The organism is Sediminibacterium soli (assembly GCF_009939225.1).
Lineage (GTDB): Bacteria > Bacteroidota > Bacteroidia > Chitinophagales > Chitinophagaceae > Sediminibacterium > Sediminibacterium soli.
On record NZ_JAACJR010000008.1, the window covers coordinates 1,122,628 to 1,144,270 of the forward strand.

Here is a 21,643-nt window from a genome sequence, read left to right on the forward strand (position 1 = left end):
AGTTTATTGTTTTTAGAAAGTTGCGTTTATACCAAAAATGAAGCTGCGGCTTTTGGGATAAGCCGAATAATCCAGGCCGGGTGTCAGCGGACTGTTACGCACGCTTACTTCCGGGTCGTAGCCGGTATATCCTGTGAGCACCGCCAGGTTATTGGCGGTTACATAAAAACGAAGCTTGCTGATCTTCATCTTCGACAATGTTTTGGAAGGCACGGTATAACCAACCGTGATATTGTTCAAACGAATGAACGATCCGTCTTCCATAGCCCATGAGCTGGGATAAAACGCGCCCGCACTTTTGATCGGCTGCCATATGCTGGCATTGGCATTCAGCGCAGACAGCTGGTCGGGCGCGATGCCCACAGACTGGCCGGTTGAATTCACCCACTGTGCGGTCTGGCCGGTTGCCGTTACCACTTTCCATCTGCCGTTCATGATATCGAGCATATTGGAATTGGCGGTATACCCGTTGGTGAACTCGATCTTGTTGGCGTTATAAATGGTATTGCCATAAGAGAAGTTGAGGAACATGCTCATATCCCAGTTCTTATAAGTGAACTGCTGGTTCAGACCGCCGGTGAATTTGGGCGTAGGGTTACCGATGATGGTACGGTCTTTATCAAGATCGATCACACCATCTCCGTTCAGGTCTCTGAACTTCACAGAACCGGGCTGCACCGTACCGATGATACCTGCGTTGGTGACTACACCCGATTTCAACGTATACACCATCGTTGCGGGGTTATAGTCGAAATCGGACACTTTATAAAAACCGTCGTTAATCAGTCCGTACATGGCACCCACCGGATCGCCTACACGAATGATGTAATCGGTTGGCTGGCCCGATACACCCCAGCTGGCTCCGGGATAAAAGAATTTCTGGTTCTGCCCGAGCTGCTCAACACGGTTGGTGTTGAAGGACATATTATAACTGGCATTCCAGGTAAAATCTTTTTTACGCATGATCACGCCATTCAGCTGCAATTCCACGCCTTTGTTGCTGGTTTTACCCACATTCTGCAACTGCGTGGAATAACCGTAAGTGGAAGCGATCGGTACATTCAGCAGCAGGTCTTTTGAACTGTTGTTGTATATATCCACGCTGATGGTAAGCCTGTCTTTGAACAATCCCAGGTCAACACCAAAGTTGCGGTTAACGGTAGACTCCCATTTCAGGCCTTCGTTTACGAGACCCGCGGAATAGTATGCGATAACAGATTGGTTGTTGAGTCCGTAATAATAGCTGCCATCGTTGCGGAATGTTGTCAGGAACAGGTAATCCGCAATACGGTTATTACCCACCGTACCGATACCGAACCTGAATTTCAGGTCGCTGATCACCTGCGAACGCTGCAGGAATGCCTCGTTCTTCACGCGCCATGCCAAAGAGCCGGAGGGAAAATAGCCCCATTGCCTGCCAGGCGCAAATTTGGACGCGCCGTCTGCACGCAGGTTGAAGTTGAGGTAGTATTTGTTGTTATAGGCATAGTTCATCTGGCCGAAGAACGAAAGACTGGTGTACCTGGTGGCGCTGTATTTCGGGTAACCGGTAAAAGAAGTGCCGATCGTAGCCGCCTTGCTGAAGGCATCGCCGGGTGATGTGTTCAAAGGCAGGTTACGGAAAAGCTGGGTATGGCTTTCGGTGCGGAGATCATAGGTTTCCTCGCCCACCAGCAGCGTAAAATCGTGCACACCTTTGAATTTGCTGACGGAATAGGTAAGCACATTCGAATTGGTGATGGTTTTCCGCGTAACGGAATCCAGCTGCACAATGGGTTTTCTTCCACCCTGTATCACCGCATACGGCGTGATTGAATCGCTGAACTGGCGATCGATCAGGTTATTGTAGTCGTACCCGAATGTTGATTTAAAAGTCAGGTTACGGGTTATGGTGTAGGTAAGGCTGGGAGAGATATTGAATACATCGGTTGATTTTTTCCGGTACTCGGCATTGGCCAGCGAAATCGGATTGATCAGGTTCAGGCCATTGCCCACATTCTGGTCTGCCAGCGGGTCGGCATCATCGATATCCTGCGTGGCAGAAAGGAACGGACGGTATTTTACCGCGTTACGCAAACGGCTGTAGGAAGATCCCTGCTCGGAAGAAACGCCGGACCCATACACATCGGTATGCGTATAACGCGCCGCAACAGCAAGTTTGATCTTATCGGTGATCCGGTAGTCTGCCTTCAGGTTTACCAGGTGCCTGCGGTAGTTTGAATTCAGAATAATGGCTTTATCGTTATTGTAGGTATACCCGAAATTGTAGGTAAAGCGGTTGTTACCGCCCATGGCATTTACGTTATGCGTGGTGGTAATGCCCGTTCTGCCCGCCACTTCATCCTGCCAGTCTACCACCGGAACATTCTTATACACGCTGAGCGTATCCCAGGCAGTGCCGAAGTTGCGGGTAAAAGTGGCGCTGTCTGTGCTGCTGCCCCTGGATCTTTCAGACTGGTAGACCACGTAATCGTAAGGACTCATCACTTTCAGTTTTTTTGCGAGTGATTTTACACCCACAAAACCGTTATAGCTAAGCGTGAGTTTACCCGGGCGACCGGATTTGGTGGTGATCACCACCACGCCATTGGCGCCGCGCGCACCGTAGATAGCGGTGGCCGCAGCATCTTTCAGTACATCGATAGACTGTATATTCTGCGGGGAAAGGGCAGACAGGCCGTTTTCGACCTGTACACCGTCTACGATGTATAAGGGTGAATTATCGCCGGTGATAGACATACCGCCGCGCACACGCACCCTCACTTCCGCATCGGGAGAACCTTCGGCCGTAGTGGCGGTAACACCCGCTAACCGGCCGTTCAATGCTTCCGCAGCGGAGTTGATAGGGATATCTTTCAGGTCTTTGGCGCCCACGCTCGAAACAGAAGCCATCAGGTTCTTTTTCCGAACGGTCTGGTAACCGATCACCACCACTTCTTCAGATTCCCTGGCTTCTGCGGCAAGGGACACGTTGAGGGTTGTGCGGCTGCCCACCGTCTCCTCCCTGCCGGCGTAGCCAACAGAGGAAAATACCAGTACAGCCCTGTTATTGTCTACGCCGATGGTGTATTCGCCCCTGGCATTGGTGGCGGTGCCCTGTGTGGCACCTTTTACCCTTACACTAACGCCTTCGAGCGGGAGATTATCGGAGGAAACTTTACCTTTTACGGTAATCCTTGCCTGGGCAAATAACTGCGGGGATCCGGACAGCCATGCGGCTGCGATCAGGCATATGCACAGGCATACTTTGTTCATTCGCATACGAAACTGGTTTAAGCGATCTATAATAGAGGGTTTTGGAAAACGCAGCAATAACGAAACAAACATTTGTTCGTTACTAACGGGAGACACCGTTACCACGGGAACAGGGTTTTTACGAAAAGGCATAGCAAGCAGTTTTACATCGTTGAACAGCGCCGGGGAAACGCATGTTGGCCCAATGCTACACCTATATAGACAACCGCGAAAAGGAAAACGCTATTTTTTCTACGCAATCGTTCCCGGCAACGTTATCGGCTGAAGCTGAGTAAATTAGAGTCAAAACAACCGCGCAAAAGCAGTAATTGGCATTCAAAAAAAACGGGCACCGGCACTTACAGCAGTTATTGTGAAAACGGGCACCGGCCGCGTTTTCAGTATTGGCTGGCTGCTTTTTTCAGTTGCCGCTTTCTTACATTTACCAAAACGGCCGTATGAAAATCCTCTGTATCGGTGAAGCACTGATCGATATGATCTGTACCGACAAGGGCACCAGGCTTGCCGAGGGTACGCATTTTCTGTCCAAGACCGGCGGAGCGCCCACCAATGTTGCCGCAGCCATTGCAGCGCTGGGTGGTGATGTGGCGTTAAGCGCCAAAGTGGGCAACGATGCTTTTGGAGAAAAACTGCGTTCAGCCATGCAGGATTTTGGTGTGGATACACAATGGATGCTGACCGATGAAAACCGATTCACCACTTTTGCCTTCGTATCGCTGATGGAAGACGGCGAACGCGATTTTGTATTCAACCGCGGCGCCGATGCCGAATTAACGGTGGCCGATGTGGATGCGATCGATCTCGGCAATATCTCAATCATTCATTTCGGTTCGGCCACTGCTTTCCTGCCCGCCCCTTTGCAGCAAGCCTATACACACCTGCTGCAGAAGGCCAAAAGCCAGGGCATCTTTATCAGCTTCGATCCTAATTACCGCCATTTATTGTATGGCAACAGGCAACCATCGTTCATTGAACAAAGCCGGCATTTCCTAAAGACCTGCGATTTTACCAAACTCAGTGATGAAGAGGCCCTGCTGATCACGGGAAAAAAAGAGATCACGGAAGCCGCTGATTATTTGCTCAATACCATCGATGCCGTATTTACCATCACGCTGGGGAAAAAAGGAGCACTGGTGGGCATCAACAAAACCTTGTTTACTGTGCCCTCGGTTCCGCTGCAGGCGGTAGACACCACCGGCGCCGGCGATGCATTTGTAGGATCGGTGCTGCAGCAGCTGGCCGGTAAGAAAAGCAAACAACTCACCGAAGAAAACTGGAAAGCGATCATCGCTAACGCCAACCTGGTTGCCGCCGAAACCTGCCGGTATATGGGAGCGATGGAGGCATTTAAGATGTTGAAAAGATAAAATGTATTTTTTTGTTTCTCTGTTTTTTTAACTAAGTTAGAGTGGCAGCTCCCTCCTACTGCCTGTTTTGCCGCAAATTCCCCCATGCTGCAAAACCAAAAATCTCGATATCCTACAAAAAAGAAAAAAGCGAGTTACCCCGCTTTGGATGTTTTCACAACGGAATAATCCTTATTGTGATTTGCTTCAAATTGTTTACTAAAGATATACAAAACTGATTACGCATGAAAAAAATTCTTGGACTGGATTTAGGTGTAACATCGATAGGCTGGAGTGTTGTAACCGAAAAAGAGGATACAAAAGAAATATTGGGTATGGGCTCCCGGATTATTCCCTTGAGCACAGATGACAAAGACGAGTTTTCCTCGGGAAATAAAATTTCGAAAAATCAAAAGAACACAACCCGGAGAACTCAGAGAAAAGGGTACGATCGATACCAACTGAGAAGAAAGAGACTAACAGAAATTCTCATCAGCAAAAACATGTTTGATCCTGCTCTTTTCACTCTGACACCGTTGCAACTCTGGGGACTACGTGCGAAGGCTGCGGGAGATATGTCAAAGCCGCACAAAATACAAGACAACGCAAAAGTAACGTTACAGGAGTTCGGCCGGATACTTTATCATCTCAATCAAAAAAGAGGATATAAGAGCAGCAGATCTGATGCTAATCTTGACAAAAAAGAAACAGAATATGTAGCTGAGGTCAAGAACAGGCATCAGCAAATACGCGAACAAAACTTGACAATAGGTCAAAATTTTCTACGTCTCTTAAATGAAAATGCAAATTATCGAATAAAACAGCAGGTATTTCCGAGAGAGGCATACATGGAAGAGTTTGATTCAATATGCCGGCAACAACAAAAACATCACCCTGATCAGATTACCGACGATTTCATTGATCAGGTCAAAAATGAAATCATATATTATCAACGAAAACTAAAATCGCAAAAAGGTCTGGTAAGCATTTGCGACTTCGAAGGCTTTTGGATAAAAAATAAAATCACTGGAAAAGACATTTTTTCCGGCCCAAAAGTATGTCACAGAAGTTCTCCATTATTCCAGGTATGCAAACTCTGGGAAACCATCAACACAATCACCCTCAAAAACAAAAAAGGGGAAATTCTTTCAATCCCGCTAGAAAAAAAACAGGACATATTCAACTACCTGGATACGCATGAAAAAATGTCAGCGGCGCAGCTATTACAGATACTTGGCCTCAACAGAAATGAAGGATGGTATACCAACAAACAGATAGAACGTGGTTTACAGGGAAATGTAACAAATACGCAGTTACTGAAATACTTTTCGGATGGCGATCCACTGCTGAAATTTGATTTAACTGTCTCAGCGACGGGAAAGGATGCGTTTCTAGTCGATAAAAGAACGGGCGAAGTAATCGGTTCTGCTGCACACAGGCTAGTCGAGGATAGTTTGGAGCAGGAGCCGATGTACAGATTATGGCACACCATTTATTCTATTCGGGATACGGATGAATGCAAACAGGCGCTCACTAAAAATTTCAATATTGACGAATCTGTTGCGGAAAAGCTTTCCCTGCTCGATTTTGCCAAATATTCTTTCGGAAATAAATCGGCAAAGGCAATACGAAAAATGCTTCCTTTTCTTCTGGAAGGCTATGTATACAGTGACGCATGCTCCTTTGCGGGATATAATCATTCCGATTCCTATACAAAAGAGGAGCAATTAAAGAAAAAACTGCTTGATCGCCTTCCATTGCTTGCGCCGAACAGCCTCCGTCAGCCCGTTGTAGAAAAAATACTCAATCAGATGATCAATTTGGTAAATGCGGTACTCGAAAAATACGGCCCGATTGATGAGATAAGGATTGAACTAGCAAGAGAACTAAAACAGAGTAAAGAGGAAAGAAACGACACTTTTGCCAATTTGAGCAAGCGTGAAAAAGAAAACATTCAAATACAAAAACGAATTGAGGGAGAATATGGACTTCGTTCCACCCGAAAAAATGTTATTAAATGGCGCCTTTTCCATGAAATAAAAAACGAAGAAACCAACATAAATGCTATCTGCCTTTATTGTGGAAAGCCTTTCGGAATTACGGATAGTCTTCGTGGAAACAGCATTGATATAGAGCACATTATTCCCAAGTCGCTACTGTTTGATGACTCTCAAAGCAACAAAACGCTAAGTCATAGATCCTGCAACGAGCTAAAGGGAAATAAGACAGCCTACGATTTCATGAAAAGCAAATCAGAAGAAGAATTTGCAGCCTATCTTGACTTAATTGACACGCTCTTTAAAAACAAGATCATTGGAAAAGCAAAGAGAGACAAACTACTGATGACAGAAGAAAAGATACCGAAGGATTTTATAGAAAGGCAACTTCGACAAACCCAATATATTGCCCGAAAAGCAAGGGAAATTCTGGAGCAGGTTTGCCATACGGTATGGAGTACCAGTGGCAGCATAACAGAGTATCTGCGCCGAACATGGGGTTGGGACGATGCACTGATGAACCTACAACTTCCCAAATACAGGGAACTAGGTCTTACCGAGTGGAAAGAATGGGAAACAAATGACGGACAAATTCATAAAAAAGAAATCATTAAAGACTGGTCAAAACGGGATGATCATCGGCATCACGCAATAGATGCCCTGGTGATTGCCTGTACCCAGCAAGCCTTTATACAACGCATTAACAATCTCAGCGCAAAAGGAAATCGAGAAGAAATGTATCGGGAAATTCCGGATGCGAAAAGTCGAAATATCTCCCTGCTAGAATGCTATATCGTATCAAAAAGACCGTTTACGACAAAAGAAGTGGCGGAAAAAGCATCAGAAATTCTAATATCCTTCAAATCCGGTAAAAAGGTGGCCACATTCGGAGTCCGGAAAATCAAGCAAGACGGCAAAACCAGGATTGTTCAAAAAAATATTATAGTTCCAAGAGGCCCGTTAAGTGAAGAAAGCGTTTACGGAAAAATTAGAGCCATGGCGCGGGATACTAAGACGGGCCAAATGATCAAATATCCCGTAAAATTCCTGTTCGAGCATCCGGAAAAAATCGTCAAAAGCCGGATTCGGAAGCTGGTGGAAACACGATTAGCAAAATTTGAGAATGATCAGAAAAAAGCACTCGCTTCATTAAAAAAAGAGCCACTCTATCTGGATAGCAACCATACAACAGTTTTAGAATATGCCACCTGCTATTCTGAGGAGTATGTGATAAAGTACCCTTTGGGAAGCATCAAGGCAAATGATGTTCCGTACATAGTCGACGGAAAAATACAATTGTTAATAAAGGACCGTCTTGAGAAACATAATAATAAAGAAAAGGAAGCTTTCAAGGAGCCATTGTTTTATGATGCTGAAAAAAAGATTCCCATCAGATCGGTACGAATGTTTACGGGCTTATCAAATGTGGAACCTGTAAAAAAAGATACAAATGGCAGGAATATTGGCTTTGTCAAGCCGGGAAATAATCATCACATTGCTTTCTACATCGATGAATCCGGAAAGGTTGTAGAGCATAGTTGTACTTTTTGGCATGCCGTGGAAAGGAAAAAGTATGGGATTCCGGTAATTATAAAAGAACCCGGGAAGATATGGGACAAATTATTAAACGGCAACTATCCGGAGGAATTCCTGAATAAACTACCGAAGGATCAATGGATCTACCAGGAAAGCCTCCAACAAAACGAGATGTTCATTCTTGGATTCGGTACTGAAACATTAGAACAGCAAATAAACAATACTAATAAAATCACTTTAAGTCAAAACCTATATAGAGTTCAAAAGATGTCCATTAAAGGGAATGGCCAACTCGACATTACTTTTAGACATCATCTTGAGACACAACTCAATGACTCATCGACTGCCAAAGAATCAAAAAGGTTTTACAATATCCAGAGCATAGGCGCTTTTGAAAAGCTGAATCCTCAAAAAATACGGATTACAGGTCTGGGTGATATCCAGCTATAAAAACCAAACGATTTTGCCAAGCATTTTATCATAACGCAAAAATGATCCGTGATCAAACGAACATTATATTTTGGTAACCCGGCCTACCTCAAAACACAAAATGAACAATTGGTATACGAGGCTGTCGACAGCGGTGAAATAAAACAGATACCGGTTGAAGATATAGGCATCTTGATTCTTGATAATCAACAGATTACCATTACCCAGGCATTGCTGGCGAAATTGATAGGAAATAATGTTGCGGTAATCTCCTGCGACTTTGCGCACCATCCCGCGGGGCTGTTCCTGAATCTGGACGGCCATAGCCTGCAAAGTCAAAAATTCCAGGCTCAGATAGAGGCGTCCCAACCTCTTAAAAAGCAGCTTTGGCAGCAGACGATTGCCAGCAAGATCACCAATCAGGCAGCTCTATTGGAATCCCATCGGCTACCTGCGACCTCGCTTAGGAACTGGGCATTGAAAGTAAAAAGCGGTGATCCGACGAATCTTGAAGCAACTGCAGCAGTTTATTACTGGAAATACCTGTTCACGCATACTGCGGTTGGTCCGGATTTCCGACGAGAGCGTGAAGGAGCGCCACCTAATCACTTATTAAATTATGGATACGCAGTTTTAAGAGCAGTTGTTGCACGAAACCTGGTGGCAAGCGGACTGCTGCCAACTTTAGGAATTTTCCACCGAAACCAGTATAACGCCTACTGTCTTGCTGACGATATCATGGAGCCATATCGTCCATTTGTAGACAAAATGGTCTGTGATATTGTACGAGGCAACGGGCTTTTTCTGGATATAGGCCCAGCCATCAAGAAAGCATTGCTGACTATACCATCGATGGATGTCAGAATTAAAGGTGAAAAAAGTCCGCTGATGGTTGCGGTTCAGAAAACCACCGCAAGTCTGGCCAAATGTTTTGAGGGAAAAGCTAGGAAAATAGACTATCCGGAGTTCGCCGGTTTTGCATGAGCCGGCATTACAATACCCGATTAAACGCTTATCGCATTATGTGGGTACTGGTTTTATTTGATCTCCCGACCGACACTAAAAAGGACAGAAAAGCCTATACAATTTTCCGAAAAAAATTGATGACAGACGGCTTCCAGATGTTCCAATTCAGTATTTATATGCGTCACTGCCCCAGCAGGGAAAATGCGGACGTGCATATAAAAAGAGTGAAAAGCTTCCTTCCGTCTAAGGGGCATGTGGGTATTTTTCAGTTTACTGACAAACAATTTGCTATGGTGGAGCTATTTATCGGAAAAGAGCCCCGGCAAACCCATAATCCCGTTCAACAACTGGAAATGTTCTAGAAATCGGGACAAAATAACAATAGGATGAAAAAAAAGCAGCCGGAACCGCATTTTTTCATCCTATTTTTTAGCTCAAATACAGCGCCAGCAAGGCTTTCAGCTGAATCAGTTGTATAAGAGCTAAGTTACATGACAATTTGAAAGCAAATCACAACTAAAGAAGCGGCCACCGCTTTATTAAAGGGTTGTATAAGAGCTAAGTTACATGACAATTTGAAAGCAAATCACAACGAATACTGCTATCTAAGACAGTATCGAGTAGTTGTATAAGAGCTAAGTTACATGACAATTTGAAAGCAAATCACAACAATTGCCCTCTGTAAAATTGAAATGGCGGTGTTGTATAAGAGCTAAGTTACATGACAATTTGAAAGCAAATCACAACAGCGCCGGCAGAATGAAGAACGGATCGCGAGTTGTATAAGAGCTAAGTTACATGACAATTTGAAAGCAAATCACAACACCGCGATACCCGGCTCGTTCGCTGACCTGTTGTATAAGAGCTAAGTTACATGACAATTTGAAAGCAAATCACAACCCGAACTGCCTTAAAGCTTCATAAGGATTGTTGTATAAGAGCTAAGTTACATGACAATTTGAAAGCAAATCACAACCCTTTGAAGACTTTCATGTAGGTAAACAGGTTGTATAAGAGCTAAGTTACATGACAATTTGAAAGCAAATCACAACCTGTACAACGAGAATCAGGATGCCTACGGTGTTGTATAAGAGCTAAGTTACATGACAATTTGAAAGCAAATCACAACTGCAAATGTTGGCGCAGTTAGGTCACGATGGTTGTATAAGAGCTAAGTTACATGACAATTTGAAAGCAAATCACAACGTTCGATTCTTCGGGCCGCTACCCATTTTGGTTGTATAAGAGCTAAGTTACATGACAATTTGAAAGCAAATCACAACGGAATTCCTTCAACATAGATCAGTGTTCCCGTTGTATAAGAGCTAAGTTACATGACAATTTGAAAGCAAATCACAACGGCCACGCCGTATTGCCTCGTTAACTGCGTGTTGTATAAGAGCTAAGTTACATGACAATTTGAAAGCAAATCACAACAAAAGCGACTGCATTGTATCGCGCTGATTGTTGTATAAGAGCTAAGTTACATGACAATTTGAAAGCAAATCACAACTTAGGAGGCACGACTGTCGGACAAAACTTTGTTGTATAAGAGCTAAGTTACATGACAATTTGAAAGCAAATCACAACCCCGCGCTGTTGGTCGAATATCAAGGAATGGTTGTATAAGAGCTAAGTTACATGACAATTTGAAAGCAAATCACAACACGAATCCATCCGCAATCACCTTCCCGCGTGTTGTATAAGAGCTAAGTTACATGACAATTTGAAAGCAAATCACAACTGAAGAAGGTTAACGAACTGGAAGACGCGCGTTGTATAAGAGCTAAGTTACATGACAATTTGAAAGCAAATCACAACATAACTGGCGCCCGTGTATTCGCGTGGAAGGTTGTATAAGAGCTAAGTTACATGACAATTTGAAAGCAAATCACAACGGCAACAGGCGAACGCCTTTGACGCCGAAGGTTGTATAAGAGCTAAGTTACATGACAATTTGAAAGCAAATCACAACGTCAGTTCGTGGGTCGTGGTCAGAAGGGTGGTTGTATAAGAGCTAAGTTACATGACAATTTGAAAGCAAATCACAACTGTGATGAGGCTGATAAATGTTTGCGTTATGTTGTATAAGAGCTAAGTTACATGACAATTTGAAAGCAAATCACAACACAAAAACACAGATGCTTTCCGTATTACTGGTTGTATAAGAGCTAAGTTACATGACAATTTGAAAGCAAATCACAACGGAGGAGAGCTTCTCAAGATCCTCGATACTGTTGTATAAGAGCTAAGTTACATGACAATTTGAAAGCAAATCACAGCGCATCCTCATAAAAACGAAAGTATTGGCCCCCAAAATAAAAACCGCAGTCGAATCCCCCACTTAAGGTTATAGGCAAGGTCAAAGACCACCTTTTGACGGGACAGACTGCGGTGTACCTGCATAAGCGGTACATTCCAAAATTACAAAAAACAACAATGATCGGGCTGTCGGTATCAGGGAATACCTTTCTATCAGGTTTTCAAGGGAACTGCAAGCCTACGCGCTCACCGGCAGAGCACCACTCAGATCGATCCGCCTTCTATCAGCTTCGATTCCACAAACACTTCTTCCACCTGGTCGTTGCCCTGCAGACAGGAATGCATTTGGGCAAAGGCAAGTTTGCCCAGTTTGTAGCCGTTGGTTTCTATATGCGTGATCTTGGGATCGTACAGCGTAGGCAGCAAACCGTTGCTGATGCTCACGATCGCGATATCCTCGGGTACGCGTAACCGGCGTTCGTGAATGGCATACATCACACCGATCAGTATCATATCGCCCATGCAGAAGATCACATCTGGACGGTCGGCGCCGTCAAGCGCGGCAAGCGTATCCAGTCTTGACTGTGCAGATTGCTCGGGAAAAGAATAGGCAACCTGCGTATCCGGCGACAGGCGCGCCACGGTTTCCCTGAAAGAAGCCAGTCTTTTTTTGGTGATGTTCAGGTGGGGATGACCGAACAGCGCGAGCACCTTTTTTTTCTTTTTGGCAATGATGGTCTCAGCTGCAAGCCGGGCTGCATCCGCATCTGCCAGGCATACCTTGTTGCAGGCATCCGTATCGGGCACCCTGTCGAAAAAGATCACCGGCGTCTTCAGCTCATTCAGTTTCAGGAACGGTGCGGGATCATCTGTTTCTATCGAAATGGAAACGAATAGGCCTGCCACCATATTCTTACGGAACAGATTGAGACTGCTGTTCTCTATCTGCAGCTTATCCATCGACTGCATGATGAGCACCGAATAGCCATGCAGCCTGGCTTCATCTTCCACCGCGGAAATAAAGGAATCGTAAAAGAAATTATTGATCGTAGGCAGTAAAATACCCAGTACATTGTTATTTTTTGTGCGAAGCTGCACCGCATAGCTGTTGGGCTCGTACTCCATGGCCTGCGCCAGCTCTTTTACCTTGATCTTTGTCTTCTCCGAAATATCCGGGTGGTCTTTCAAAGCGCGCGAAACAGTGGAAATACTGAGCCCCAGGACCTCGGATAATTGTTTCAGCGTGCTCTGTTGTATCATATAACAGTCGATAGGATACCGTAAGATACAATAATATACCAGTGAAAAATCAGGCATCGTTCGGCAATAACAAGCCTCCCCCGTACCCGGAGGAGGCTTTCCCGTAAACTGCCATTTACGAAACCATCAATCAAAAAAAATCTGCAGACCAGCCCGTCGAAAACGGTCTGCCATCTCGTCTATAACTTGAGCGTGATGCCGATATTCACCGCGTAATCTGCGAAGGCGGCATCGCCCTGTGTGTATTTTCCTGTCAGATCCGTGGTGATCTTGTCGGCCATGCTTTGTGTACGGTTGCGCTCTATGGCCACGGGCACATAAGCGTACAGACTGAATGTATGAAATGAATACGTTATCCCGGGTTCCACCGATACCACATAACCCGGTCTGCGGTAACCGATGCTTCCGCCGATCAGATCGTGTACAGGCACGCATTCCTTGCGTACACCGGCTGAAAAAAGAAATCTGTTCAGGCTGTAGTTTACACCCGCGCGAAGCATGTACTGGTCGGGAACGGCCATCACATCGCTTCCATTGGCAACAGCGGTTGCAGAGGGTGTGCCACCGCGTGCAGAAGAAGTGCCATTGACCTCCTGCGGATTAATGAGGTAATAGAAGTTGCCGTATACACCCAGCCGGCGCGCAATATTGTAATACGCATTGATTTCGGTTGTTACGCCGGTGCCGCCGTCGCCAAGCTGTATCGACTGGTCAACAGGCCCTGTTACCGTTGTGCCGGTGGCGGTATAAAAACGGCCGGTATACCGGTAGTTACCGGTGGCAAGTTTCAATCCCAGTCCCAGTTGAATATTTGCCTTGCGGTGTTTGGCGGGGTCCAGCAGCCAGTAATTGGCCCACACACGGATATCGCCGATGCCGAAGGAAGAAGTGGTATGTCTTTCCTTTCCGCCGTGTTCATACAAAGAGGAACGGGTATTGGAAATAATCGGCAGGTCTGCGCTTACAGACCAGCGGGGGCTGAGCAGCCTGGTTACAGCAAGATCAAGTGTATAGGAATGGTTGATCACCTGCGTACCGGCTTCCACGCGGTGTTTCTGCTCTTCGGTTCCGACAAAATGTTTGTAGGAATTGAAATAACGGCTGTTGGCGTTGAACAGCCATTTGGATGCCGTGCCCGAGCCCGATTCACTGGCCATCTCGGCATGATCCATCACGCACATACCCCCCGTGCTCCTGATGGCTACACAACCCTGGGCATTTGCCTGAGCCATGCCACCGAAGATACATGCGGTAAAAAAAAGTATTGATTTCATGGTATAAGCAGTTAGTGTAATTAGGAATAGTGATTGATTTTATTTCTTTTTCATAACGAGTTTGCTGACCACCTGTTCACCAACCTGTCTGCCCATTTCCGTGCTCACGATACAGGAGTTGTGAAAATGGATACCGCCATAGAACCGCGCCCAGTTGTTTTCCAGCGCTGCCGCCCTGAACGAGGTGAATGAACGGCTGGGGATCCCGAATTCTGTTTCCGTGGTATCGGTATAGGCGAAATTGTCTCCGAAAACACTGGTAAGCGCTTCGGCTGCCGCCGAAGAAATGGTGGAATGCCCGCAGGTATATTCAGGAAAAGCAGGCGTTTGCAGGTAAGGCATCCAGTTGGGATCGATGTATTTGTTGATCACCGTTTCGGGCCTCACCGTGTTATACGTATACTTTGCCTGGAAGGTGTGAATAAATCCGTCGAACAAAGCGATCGATGTTTTTGCATAAGCATATACCGTTTCCGCAAAATCCAGCTTCGCTTTCCTGGCGGCGATACCCACCACGCTCATCCAGTGACCCGGCGGCGAGAATTTCTTACTGCCAAACATCATATGACCTGTCACATTCATCTTAAAGGGATTATCGTCCCAGAACATGGCTATGTGTTTTTGTTCGTCCGTAAGACTGTCACCGGCGTTTTTGATGGCCATGACCTCTTTGTAATAGACGCTGTTCTTATCCGTGATATTGAAATCAGGCGGTGCCGGCGGCGTAAACATCTGGGCGCTGTCGAGCACCATCGGCCGTATCTCCTTCCAGTGCGGCTCTGCAGCCGATGCATACATCGGCGGTGTGGGAACCCAGCGTCCCGGAATATCTTTCACCGTATATTTTTCGGCACCGCGTGTCTGCAGGTAATGATCGTCCTTGCTCCAGCGTATGATGGAAGCCGCAACACTGTCTGCCAGCAGCCGCGAAGCTTTCTCCACGGTTGCGCTCAGGCCTTTGTTTCTGGCAATCACCAGTATGCTGTCCTGGTAAGCCTGCATACTTCCTTCGGGAAAAGTAACTGCCTCTCCCACCTTGGTATACGCAAACAAAGCCGCGAGTTCGATATCGGCATTCGGATCTGTTACCGGTTTGCTTACGGAAGCCAGTCCTTTTAACTGTCCCGACAGCGACTGGTACCGTTCCGGATACCCTGCAACGATCACTTCGTAGGCGGCAATGGCCGCATAACTGTAGTTACGTGAGGCTACCATGGGCGAAAAATTATTTCCCATGACAACGGTGTTCAATTCATGTACGGTATAACTGAATAATTCCGGGTTGTGCAGGTAGGCTTTGTAGTCCGTGCTGTTTTTGCACGACGCGATACATGCCACCACACAAAGCCCTGTAAGGAGCTTTTTCATCTGGTTTCAAAAAATTTAGGAAAGAAAATAGAATGACTGATAACCCGATCAGGCCTGAGGCGGTCTGTCGGGTCTTTGCAGCAGAACCGATTTCAGTCCGGCAAAAACCTGTCTGCCAAAATCCACAGAAGATTCTTCGGTTTTAAACTGCCATAAAAAACCGTGATCATCCGTAAAATCCTGGATCGAGAATTTTGCAGTAAAGGAAGGATGTCCTGCTTTACCGGAGGCGGTATTGTTACCGGCCAGGTCGTTGACCATACGGCCGTAGTTTTCTTTTGCTTTCTTCAGGCCGGTTTTCTCCATATTGGGAATACACAATAATTCAAGCGAATCATTGTACACGCGGCGTTTTACGTAGGTATAGGTGGTTCCCTTGATATTGATCTCACCCTCTACCCTTTCGTATTCTGCGGAGTTATGGTAATAGGGAAGGCTGGTAGCCACTTTGATGCTGATAAGATCCGATTCGCTGTACTGGTTGCGGTCAATACTGGCGCTGAGCCGCGCGTCTGCCCTGTTCTCCAGGAAGCCGGTGAACAGGCGGTAACCTCCCCAACTGAACAGGAGCATACCCAGCAGCAGTATGGCAGCAATACGTTTCAAGTTCATGTGAAAATAACACATTATCGCTTTACCGAAAACATTTTCTTTTCAGGCCCGATGCCCGTGATCGTAAGGCTTTTCCAGTGCCCGGGCAGCACGGATTTTACCTGCGAAATGCCTGCGGGTGTGATCTCCAGTCCGCCAAAACCCATCAGCACACTCTGCAATATTCCGCCTGCTCCCGTGGCGAAATATGGGTTGGTGCCGCCCTTGGTTTCGGCGATTACACGGAACGGCGGATTGAGGTTGGGTTTGTAGGCATCTTCAAAAAAACGGTAGGCTTTGTCTGCATCGCCCAGGCGTGCGTGGAGTAAGGTAAAAATGGCCTGTGTCATAGCGGGCGTTCCTTCATTGGGTACCCTTGTCTCGTAATATTCGAGGTCTTTTCTTACCTGGGCGGGGTCTGTAATTTCTTTCAGCGGGTAAGCGAGCAGGTTTACATCTGCCTGCTTGATGCCCTCTCCTTTATAGGCGGCATGTTCGCCTGTTACTCCGTTCTCCATTTTCAGGATGGGAATATTCTGTGCCACCTGCAGCCAGTCGGCGTCGGGCGTTATGTTCAGCAGTTTTGCCGCCTCTGTTGCGTATTGCAGTACGGCTTTGGCGGAGGCATTTGTCCAGGCATTGTTGTCTACATTCTCTGCCCACTCGTCTGCCGCCACCACATTTTTTATCTCGTATTTACCGGGGCCGTTACGCTCAACCCTGCTGGCCCAGAAATCGGCGGTCTCTTTCAGCACAGGCCAGCCTTTTTCGCGCAGCCAGGCTTTGTCCTGTGTTACGCAGTAATAATTCCATGCGGCAATACCCACGCAGGCGGTGATATGGTGTTCGAAAGGCCCGCTCAGCGCCCATACCGGTGTTTCTTCCACACCGCTGGCGGCACTTTCCCAGGGAAACATAGCGCCTTTGTAGCCATGGTTGAAGGCATTTTTTCTGGCAGCGGGTAATCGCTGGTAACGGTATTCCACCAGGCTTCTGGCCATTTCCGGATGCAGTACCAGAATGGCCGGGTACATCCACAGTTCGGTATCCCAGAACACATGCCCGTTGTACCCCAGGCCGCTCAGCCCCATCGGCGAAGGACTCATATCCGTTCCTTCGCGTACAAACGAATACAGGTGGTACATCATGCTGTGTATATCCTGCTGTGCCTGTGCATCGCCCTCGATCCTGATATCGCTTTCCCAGAGTGCATCCCAGGCTTTGTTGTGAAAGCCAATGAGTCGGTCGCGCCCCTCGAGTTTGGCAAAAATGGTCATACGCTCGGCCTCGTTCAGCGGGTCGTCGTGATGCGCCGAGGTAATGGATGTGCCTGCGATGGAGAACCGGTAGGTTTCGCCCGCCCTGAGTTTGCGGCTGAATTTCATCAGGTGCATATTGTTGTCCCACATCTCGTGTATCACCCTGGGTTCCTGTCCGTGCGGTTCGCTGAAGAGAAAAGTGTTGGATGCGCACATAAGCAATTTGCCTGTAGGGCTTTTTGCCGAAGAAGTAAGCAGGCTGATTACCACATGCGGTCTGTCGATCTCGTTGTAATAATTCTGCACATCCTTCAGCGCATCGGGCGCCTCCATTACGCTGGCGCCGCCGAGTACGATGTCTTTTTTTGCCGTGATGCTGACATCCATCAATACGGTAAAAGGCAGCTGCCGCAGGGAGTAGTAGGTGTAACTGACCGTGGCTTTGTCTGTATAATCGAAAGAAACGGTAAAACTGGCATGCCGCATATCCAGTTGCTGGCGCATATTTTTCGCATCATTTGCCGAAACCCTTCTTCCGTCTATATCCATCTGCATATTGAGCAGATTGAAGCTGCGGAGAAAATTACTGACACGCCCGCGGCCGTACAGGTCGTACGCACCGGCTAGCACCACATCTTTTACCTTGAATGGTTCGGGCGAAGAAACAATGCCGATCATGCCGTTTGCCACCGTTGCACCATAATAGGCAGACGGGTTGATCTTATCGGCTGTGATCTTCCAGGGGTCGGGAGTTTGCGCGGCAAGGGCTATACCGGTCAGGGAAAAAAGGATACCGGACAGTAATTTTTTCATACAGGCAATTTATCAGGGAATGTACCGGCTAATTTACTGTTTATTCCGAATGAAGGGAGCAGTTAAATTTCGGCGGGGATTGCCACAGATTTCACAGATGAACGCAGATCAGTGCTGCTATGCCAGCCATGATCTTATCAATCATTCTTCTTATTTTGCGTTATCAGTCTGCTCTCTATGAAAAAAATACTGGTTATCTGCCTCGCCGTGTTACTGGTTGCTGCTGCCTCTGTTTATTTACTGGTTCCATCCAGCCTGACTATGTCCAGCATTGCCTATATCCATTGCCCTGACAATGCTGCGGGAAGGTTTCTTTCGGATGAAAACAAATGGCAAAGCTGGTGGCCCGGCAGTAAATCCGGCAGTAAAAACGAACTTTCGTATACCTATGACAATATTGGCTTCAAACCGCTTGAAAAAGCATTCAGCGGCACCAAACTGGCCACCACCATCAACGGCGTTACACTCAACGGAACCATGGTGCACGCCAAATCTTCCTACGATTCCATTGTGGTGGTATGGCAGTACGGACTGAAGACAAGCAATAACCCTTTTACCCGTGTGGGGCAATACCTTCAACTCAAAAAGCTGAAAGGCGCAACGGCGGCGATCCTTGCGCATCTGAAAGATTTTCTCGAGAACAGGGATAATGTATACGGCCTCGCCATCCGCGAGATCCGTGTTACCGATACGCTGCTGGTAAGCAGTTTTTTTGAATCGGCGCAACCGCCCGCCATGGAGGCTATTTACCATTCTATTGATCAGCTGAAGCAGCATATTGCAGGGAACGGGACGCAGGAAACGGGGTTCCCCATGCTGAATGTTTCGCGTATCGACAAAGACCATTACAAAACCAGGGTTGCCATCCCCGTCAGCAAGGCGGTGCCCGCCGGCGGCGGCATCGAGATCAAGAAAATGGTGCCGGGCCGCATCCTGGTGAGCGAGGTCAAGGGAGGGCCTGCCGCCATTGAAAAAGCCTACGCGCAATTCAGGGAGTACCTCCTGGATTACGACCTGGCATCGCCTGCAATACCTTTTGAATCGCTGGTCACCAAACGCATCCCCGTAAAGGATTCCGCCACCTGGATCACACGTATTTACTATCCCATATTGTAAGCCGGATTGCGTAAATTGGTGCAGGATTCTTCGCAACCGCCCCGTTGTGATCGCTATGGGTACCCGCCATCTTTTGCGTTATGTATTGCTTTACAGCGTTTGCTTTTGGGTAAGCGCCGCCTCTTCGCAGTCATGCCTGACCGGTAATTTTTCCATTGCCTATCGCGGTACGGAAAACCAAACGATGGTCAAAACAATTTTCACTGCGCGTAAGGAACTGTTCTGCGCAGGTAATCTTGGCTACACCAAAAACAACCTGGTACGATCCGACGGATGGCTGAGTCTTTTTACCGAGAGCGGCAACCTGGTATGGTCAAAAAGAATGCAGGTGCCCGGTTACGACCTGCTGACCTTCCGGGATATGACAGCGGCCACGGATTCCACTTTTCTTATCAGCGGTTTTATACAAACCTACTGGGGCGCAACAGACCCGTTGAATCCTGTGCCCAACCCTAACTGGGGTGTATTGCTGCATGTGGATCGTTACGGCAACCTGTTATGGGCAAGAAAAATGGACAAATCCTTTCAGCCCGGAACGGAAAGCACGTTCATCGAGAATTTACTAAAGACCAGGGATGGCGATATTGTGATGAATACCGTGCTATGGAAGCGCCCGCCTTTCCAGACAAAAACAGTGATGCTGAAAATGGACCTGTCTGCCCGGATCAAATGGGCCACCGCCTATGCTTCGGATATTTTTGAATTCCGCTTCAACCTGTCTAACCGCCTGATACAACTGGCAAATGGCGCTATCGTAGCCGCCGGCATCATCGACCAGCGGATCGTTGGCAGGGATTCCATTCTGAAAGTGAACTATTACTGGTTATCGCTCGACGAAAAAAACGGCACCAAACGATGGGACCGCTGCTATTTGCTGAGGAATAAAGCCGCCAATGTATTCTTTCCTGAGAGCTCTGTACGCAACATTACAGAACTGCCCAATGGAGATATTTCCTTTGCCGCCTATGCAGACACCAATGCCATCACGGTTCCGCCGGCCTCCTCGAGGAGTGTGAATATGATCGCTGATGCGAATGGCATGCTGAAAAAAACAATCGCCTACCAAACCGCGCTTCCCGGGTCCTATACCGTTGACGGCAGCGGGCTGGCAGATGGCAGCCAGCTATTGCTTACCGAAAATGGCGGCAGCGCCAGTATTGCGGAGATCGATGTTGGTGGCCGGCCGGTAAGATGGAACACACTGCAAACGACCAATGGCCGCGAGCGGGCGGCCGCTTTCTGCACGGGCGGCAACCAGTATTTTGTGTTCATGAATATCCCGGCCGATGCCAAACAAACACAGCTGGTCAGAACCGCCCCTGCCGCTGATGTTAACTGCCGTATTATTCCCGGCGATTTCACTGCCTATACTGCCGATTTTTTCTCAGGCGACAATGCACAGATGCAGTTTGGCAGCGATAGCGTTATGCAGGACCCGTTTTCTGTTTTGCAGGTAACGGCCAGTGAATACCCATTGCAAAGAACAGACGAATGCAATTACAGCTGCTGTGCTTCGGCAGCCGCCGCTACCATGAAAAAAGACACCATCTGCAGCGGCGGTTTTGTGCTGCCCGATAATACCCGCATACAATACTCCGGTGATTATTTTGTGCGCTTCAGCACGGCAAAAGGCTGCGACAGCATTGTATATTATTCTTTCGAGGTACGCAGGGAACCTTCTTCCCTCTCGCTGGGGAAAGATACCTGTATGGAGAACAAAGACTCGGTGGTGCTGTACGCAACGCCCGGTTATGGCCAGTATCGCTGGATGAACGAACCCGTATCCACCGCAGATCATTACACGGTGCGGCAGGCCGGTGTGTACTCGGTATCGGTGCAAAATATATGCGGCGCTAAAACAAGCCGGGTAACGGTACATGCTTTGTGTGATGCGCCGCTTTACATTCCCAATGCGTTTACGCCGAACGGCGATTACCTCAACGATGTGTTCCGGATACCGGCAACGGGTAAACACAAACTGATCAGTTTCCGAATCTACAACCGCTGGGGCAACCTGTTGTTCTCTTCCGACGACTTCAGCCGGGGATGGGATGGCAGTTACCGAAAAATCAAACAGCCATCGGGCACGTATGTTTACCAGGTAGAAGCAGAATCGTTACTGACCGGCAGAAAGATCAGCCTGGCAGGAAGCCTGCAATTGATCAGGTGAG

The 21,643-nt window shown here is 47.3% G+C and carries 12 protein-coding genes and 1 CRISPR repeat array; of the genes, 6 read left to right on the top strand and 6 right to left on the bottom strand.

Going from position 1 to position 21,643, the window contains the following annotated elements:
- Nucleotides 1-12: 12 nt before the first annotated feature.
- Nucleotides 13-3,261: a SusC/RagA family TonB-linked outer membrane protein gene (locus GWC94_RS12015; RefSeq protein WP_161835264.1), complete on the bottom strand. Its 3,249-nt coding sequence runs from the start codon at nt 3,259-3,261 to the stop codon at nt 13-15.
- A gap of 431 nt (nt 3,262-3,692) precedes the next feature.
- Here GWC94_RS12015 and GWC94_RS12020 point away from each other — a divergent pair, with 431 nt between their 5' ends.
- The 4 genes from GWC94_RS12020 (at nt 3,693) to cas2 (ending at nt 9,891) form a co-directional block, all read left to right on the top strand.
- A complete protein-coding gene (locus GWC94_RS12020) occupies nt 3,693-4,622 on the top strand; it encodes a carbohydrate kinase family protein (RefSeq protein ID WP_161835265.1) in 930 nt (309 codons plus the stop codon).
- 224 nt (nt 4,623-4,846) lie between these two features.
- Complete coding sequence (gene cas9 / locus GWC94_RS12025; RefSeq protein ID WP_161835266.1) at nt 4,847-8,584, top strand: type II CRISPR RNA-guided endonuclease Cas9; 3,738 nt, start codon at nt 4,847-4,849, stop codon at nt 8,582-8,584.
- A 48-nt stretch (nt 8,585-8,632) separates the two neighbouring features.
- A complete protein-coding gene (cas1, locus tag GWC94_RS12030; RefSeq protein WP_161835267.1) occupies nt 8,633-9,547 on the top strand; it encodes a type II CRISPR-associated endonuclease Cas1 in 915 nt (304 codons plus the stop codon).
- A gap of 38 nt (nt 9,548-9,585) precedes the next feature.
- Nucleotides 9,586-9,891, top strand: coding sequence for a CRISPR-associated endonuclease Cas2 (gene cas2, locus GWC94_RS12035; protein WP_202628747.1), 306 nt, complete (start codon nt 9,586-9,588; stop codon nt 9,889-9,891).
- Between the two features lie 108 nt (nt 9,892-9,999).
- Nucleotides 10,000-11,812: direct repeats of the CRISPR family, unit length 47 nt; unit sequence GTTGTATAAGAGCTAAGTTACATGACAATTTGAAAGCAAATCACAAC.
- Nucleotides 11,813-12,055: 243 nt separating this feature from the next.
- Here cas2 and GWC94_RS12040 read toward each other — a convergent pair.
- The 5 genes from GWC94_RS12040 to GWC94_RS12060 form a co-directional block, all read right to left on the bottom strand.
- Nucleotides 12,056-13,051, bottom strand: coding sequence for a LacI family DNA-binding transcriptional regulator (locus GWC94_RS12040; protein WP_161835269.1), 996 nt, complete (start codon nt 13,049-13,051; stop codon nt 12,056-12,058).
- A 179-nt stretch (nt 13,052-13,230) separates the two neighbouring features.
- Entirely contained in the window at nt 13,231-14,325 is a 1,095-nt protein-coding gene (locus GWC94_RS12045) for a hypothetical protein (protein ID WP_161835270.1), read from the bottom strand.
- Nucleotides 14,326-14,364: 39 nt separating this feature from the next.
- Complete coding sequence (locus GWC94_RS12050) at nt 14,365-15,693, bottom strand: vanadium-dependent haloperoxidase (protein ID WP_161835271.1); 1,329 nt, start codon at nt 15,691-15,693, stop codon at nt 14,365-14,367.
- A 48-nt stretch (nt 15,694-15,741) separates the two neighbouring features.
- Complete coding sequence (locus tag GWC94_RS12055) at nt 15,742-16,299, bottom strand: hypothetical protein (RefSeq protein ID WP_161835272.1); 558 nt, start codon at nt 16,297-16,299, stop codon at nt 15,742-15,744.
- Between the two features lie 20 nt (nt 16,300-16,319).
- A complete protein-coding gene (locus tag GWC94_RS12060) occupies nt 16,320-18,356 on the bottom strand; it encodes a glycosyl hydrolase family 95 catalytic domain-containing protein (protein ID WP_161835273.1) in 2,037 nt (678 codons plus the stop codon).
- 177 nt (nt 18,357-18,533) lie between these two features.
- Here GWC94_RS12060 and GWC94_RS12065 point away from each other — a divergent pair, with 177 nt between their 5' ends.
- Complete coding sequence (locus GWC94_RS12065) at nt 18,534-19,472, top strand: GyrI-like domain-containing protein (RefSeq protein ID WP_161835274.1); 939 nt, start codon at nt 18,534-18,536, stop codon at nt 19,470-19,472.
- 184 nt (nt 19,473-19,656) lie between these two features.
- Nucleotides 19,657-21,642, top strand: coding sequence for a gliding motility-associated C-terminal domain-containing protein (locus tag GWC94_RS12070; RefSeq protein WP_161835275.1), 1,986 nt, complete (start codon nt 19,657-19,659; stop codon nt 21,640-21,642).
- The last annotated feature ends 1 nt before the right edge of the window (nt 21,643 follow it).

Bases quoted from the DNA above. Each gene is read 5' to 3' on its own strand.
- GWC94_RS12015 (WP_161835264.1), bottom strand. From the start codon at position 3,261: ATGCGAATGAACAAAGTATGCCTGTGCATATGCCTGATCGCAGCCGCA.
- GWC94_RS12020 (WP_161835265.1), top strand. From the start codon at position 3,693: ATGAAAATCCTCTGTATCGGTGAAGCACTGATCGATATGATCTGTACC.
- cas9 (WP_161835266.1), top strand. From the start codon at position 4,847: ATGAAAAAAATTCTTGGACTGGATTTAGGTGTAACATCGATAGGCTGG.
- cas2 (WP_202628747.1), top strand. From the start codon at position 9,586: ATGTGGGTACTGGTTTTATTTGATCTCCCGACCGACACTAAAAAGGAC.
- GWC94_RS12040 (WP_161835269.1), bottom strand. From the start codon at position 13,051: ATGATACAACAGAGCACGCTGAAACAATTATCCGAGGTCCTGGGGCTC.
- GWC94_RS12045 (WP_161835270.1), bottom strand. From the start codon at position 14,325: ATGAAATCAATACTTTTTTTTACCGCATGTATCTTCGGTGGCATGGCT.
- GWC94_RS12050 (WP_161835271.1), bottom strand. From the start codon at position 15,693: ATGAAAAAGCTCCTTACAGGGCTTTGTGTGGTGGCATGTATCGCGTCG.
- GWC94_RS12060 (WP_161835273.1), bottom strand. From the start codon at position 18,356: ATGAAAAAATTACTGTCCGGTATCCTTTTTTCCCTGACCGGTATAGCC.
- GWC94_RS12065 (WP_161835274.1), top strand. From the start codon at position 18,534: ATGAAAAAAATACTGGTTATCTGCCTCGCCGTGTTACTGGTTGCTGCT.
- GWC94_RS12070 (WP_161835275.1), top strand. From the start codon at position 19,657: ATGGTCAAAACAATTTTCACTGCGCGTAAGGAACTGTTCTGCGCAGGT.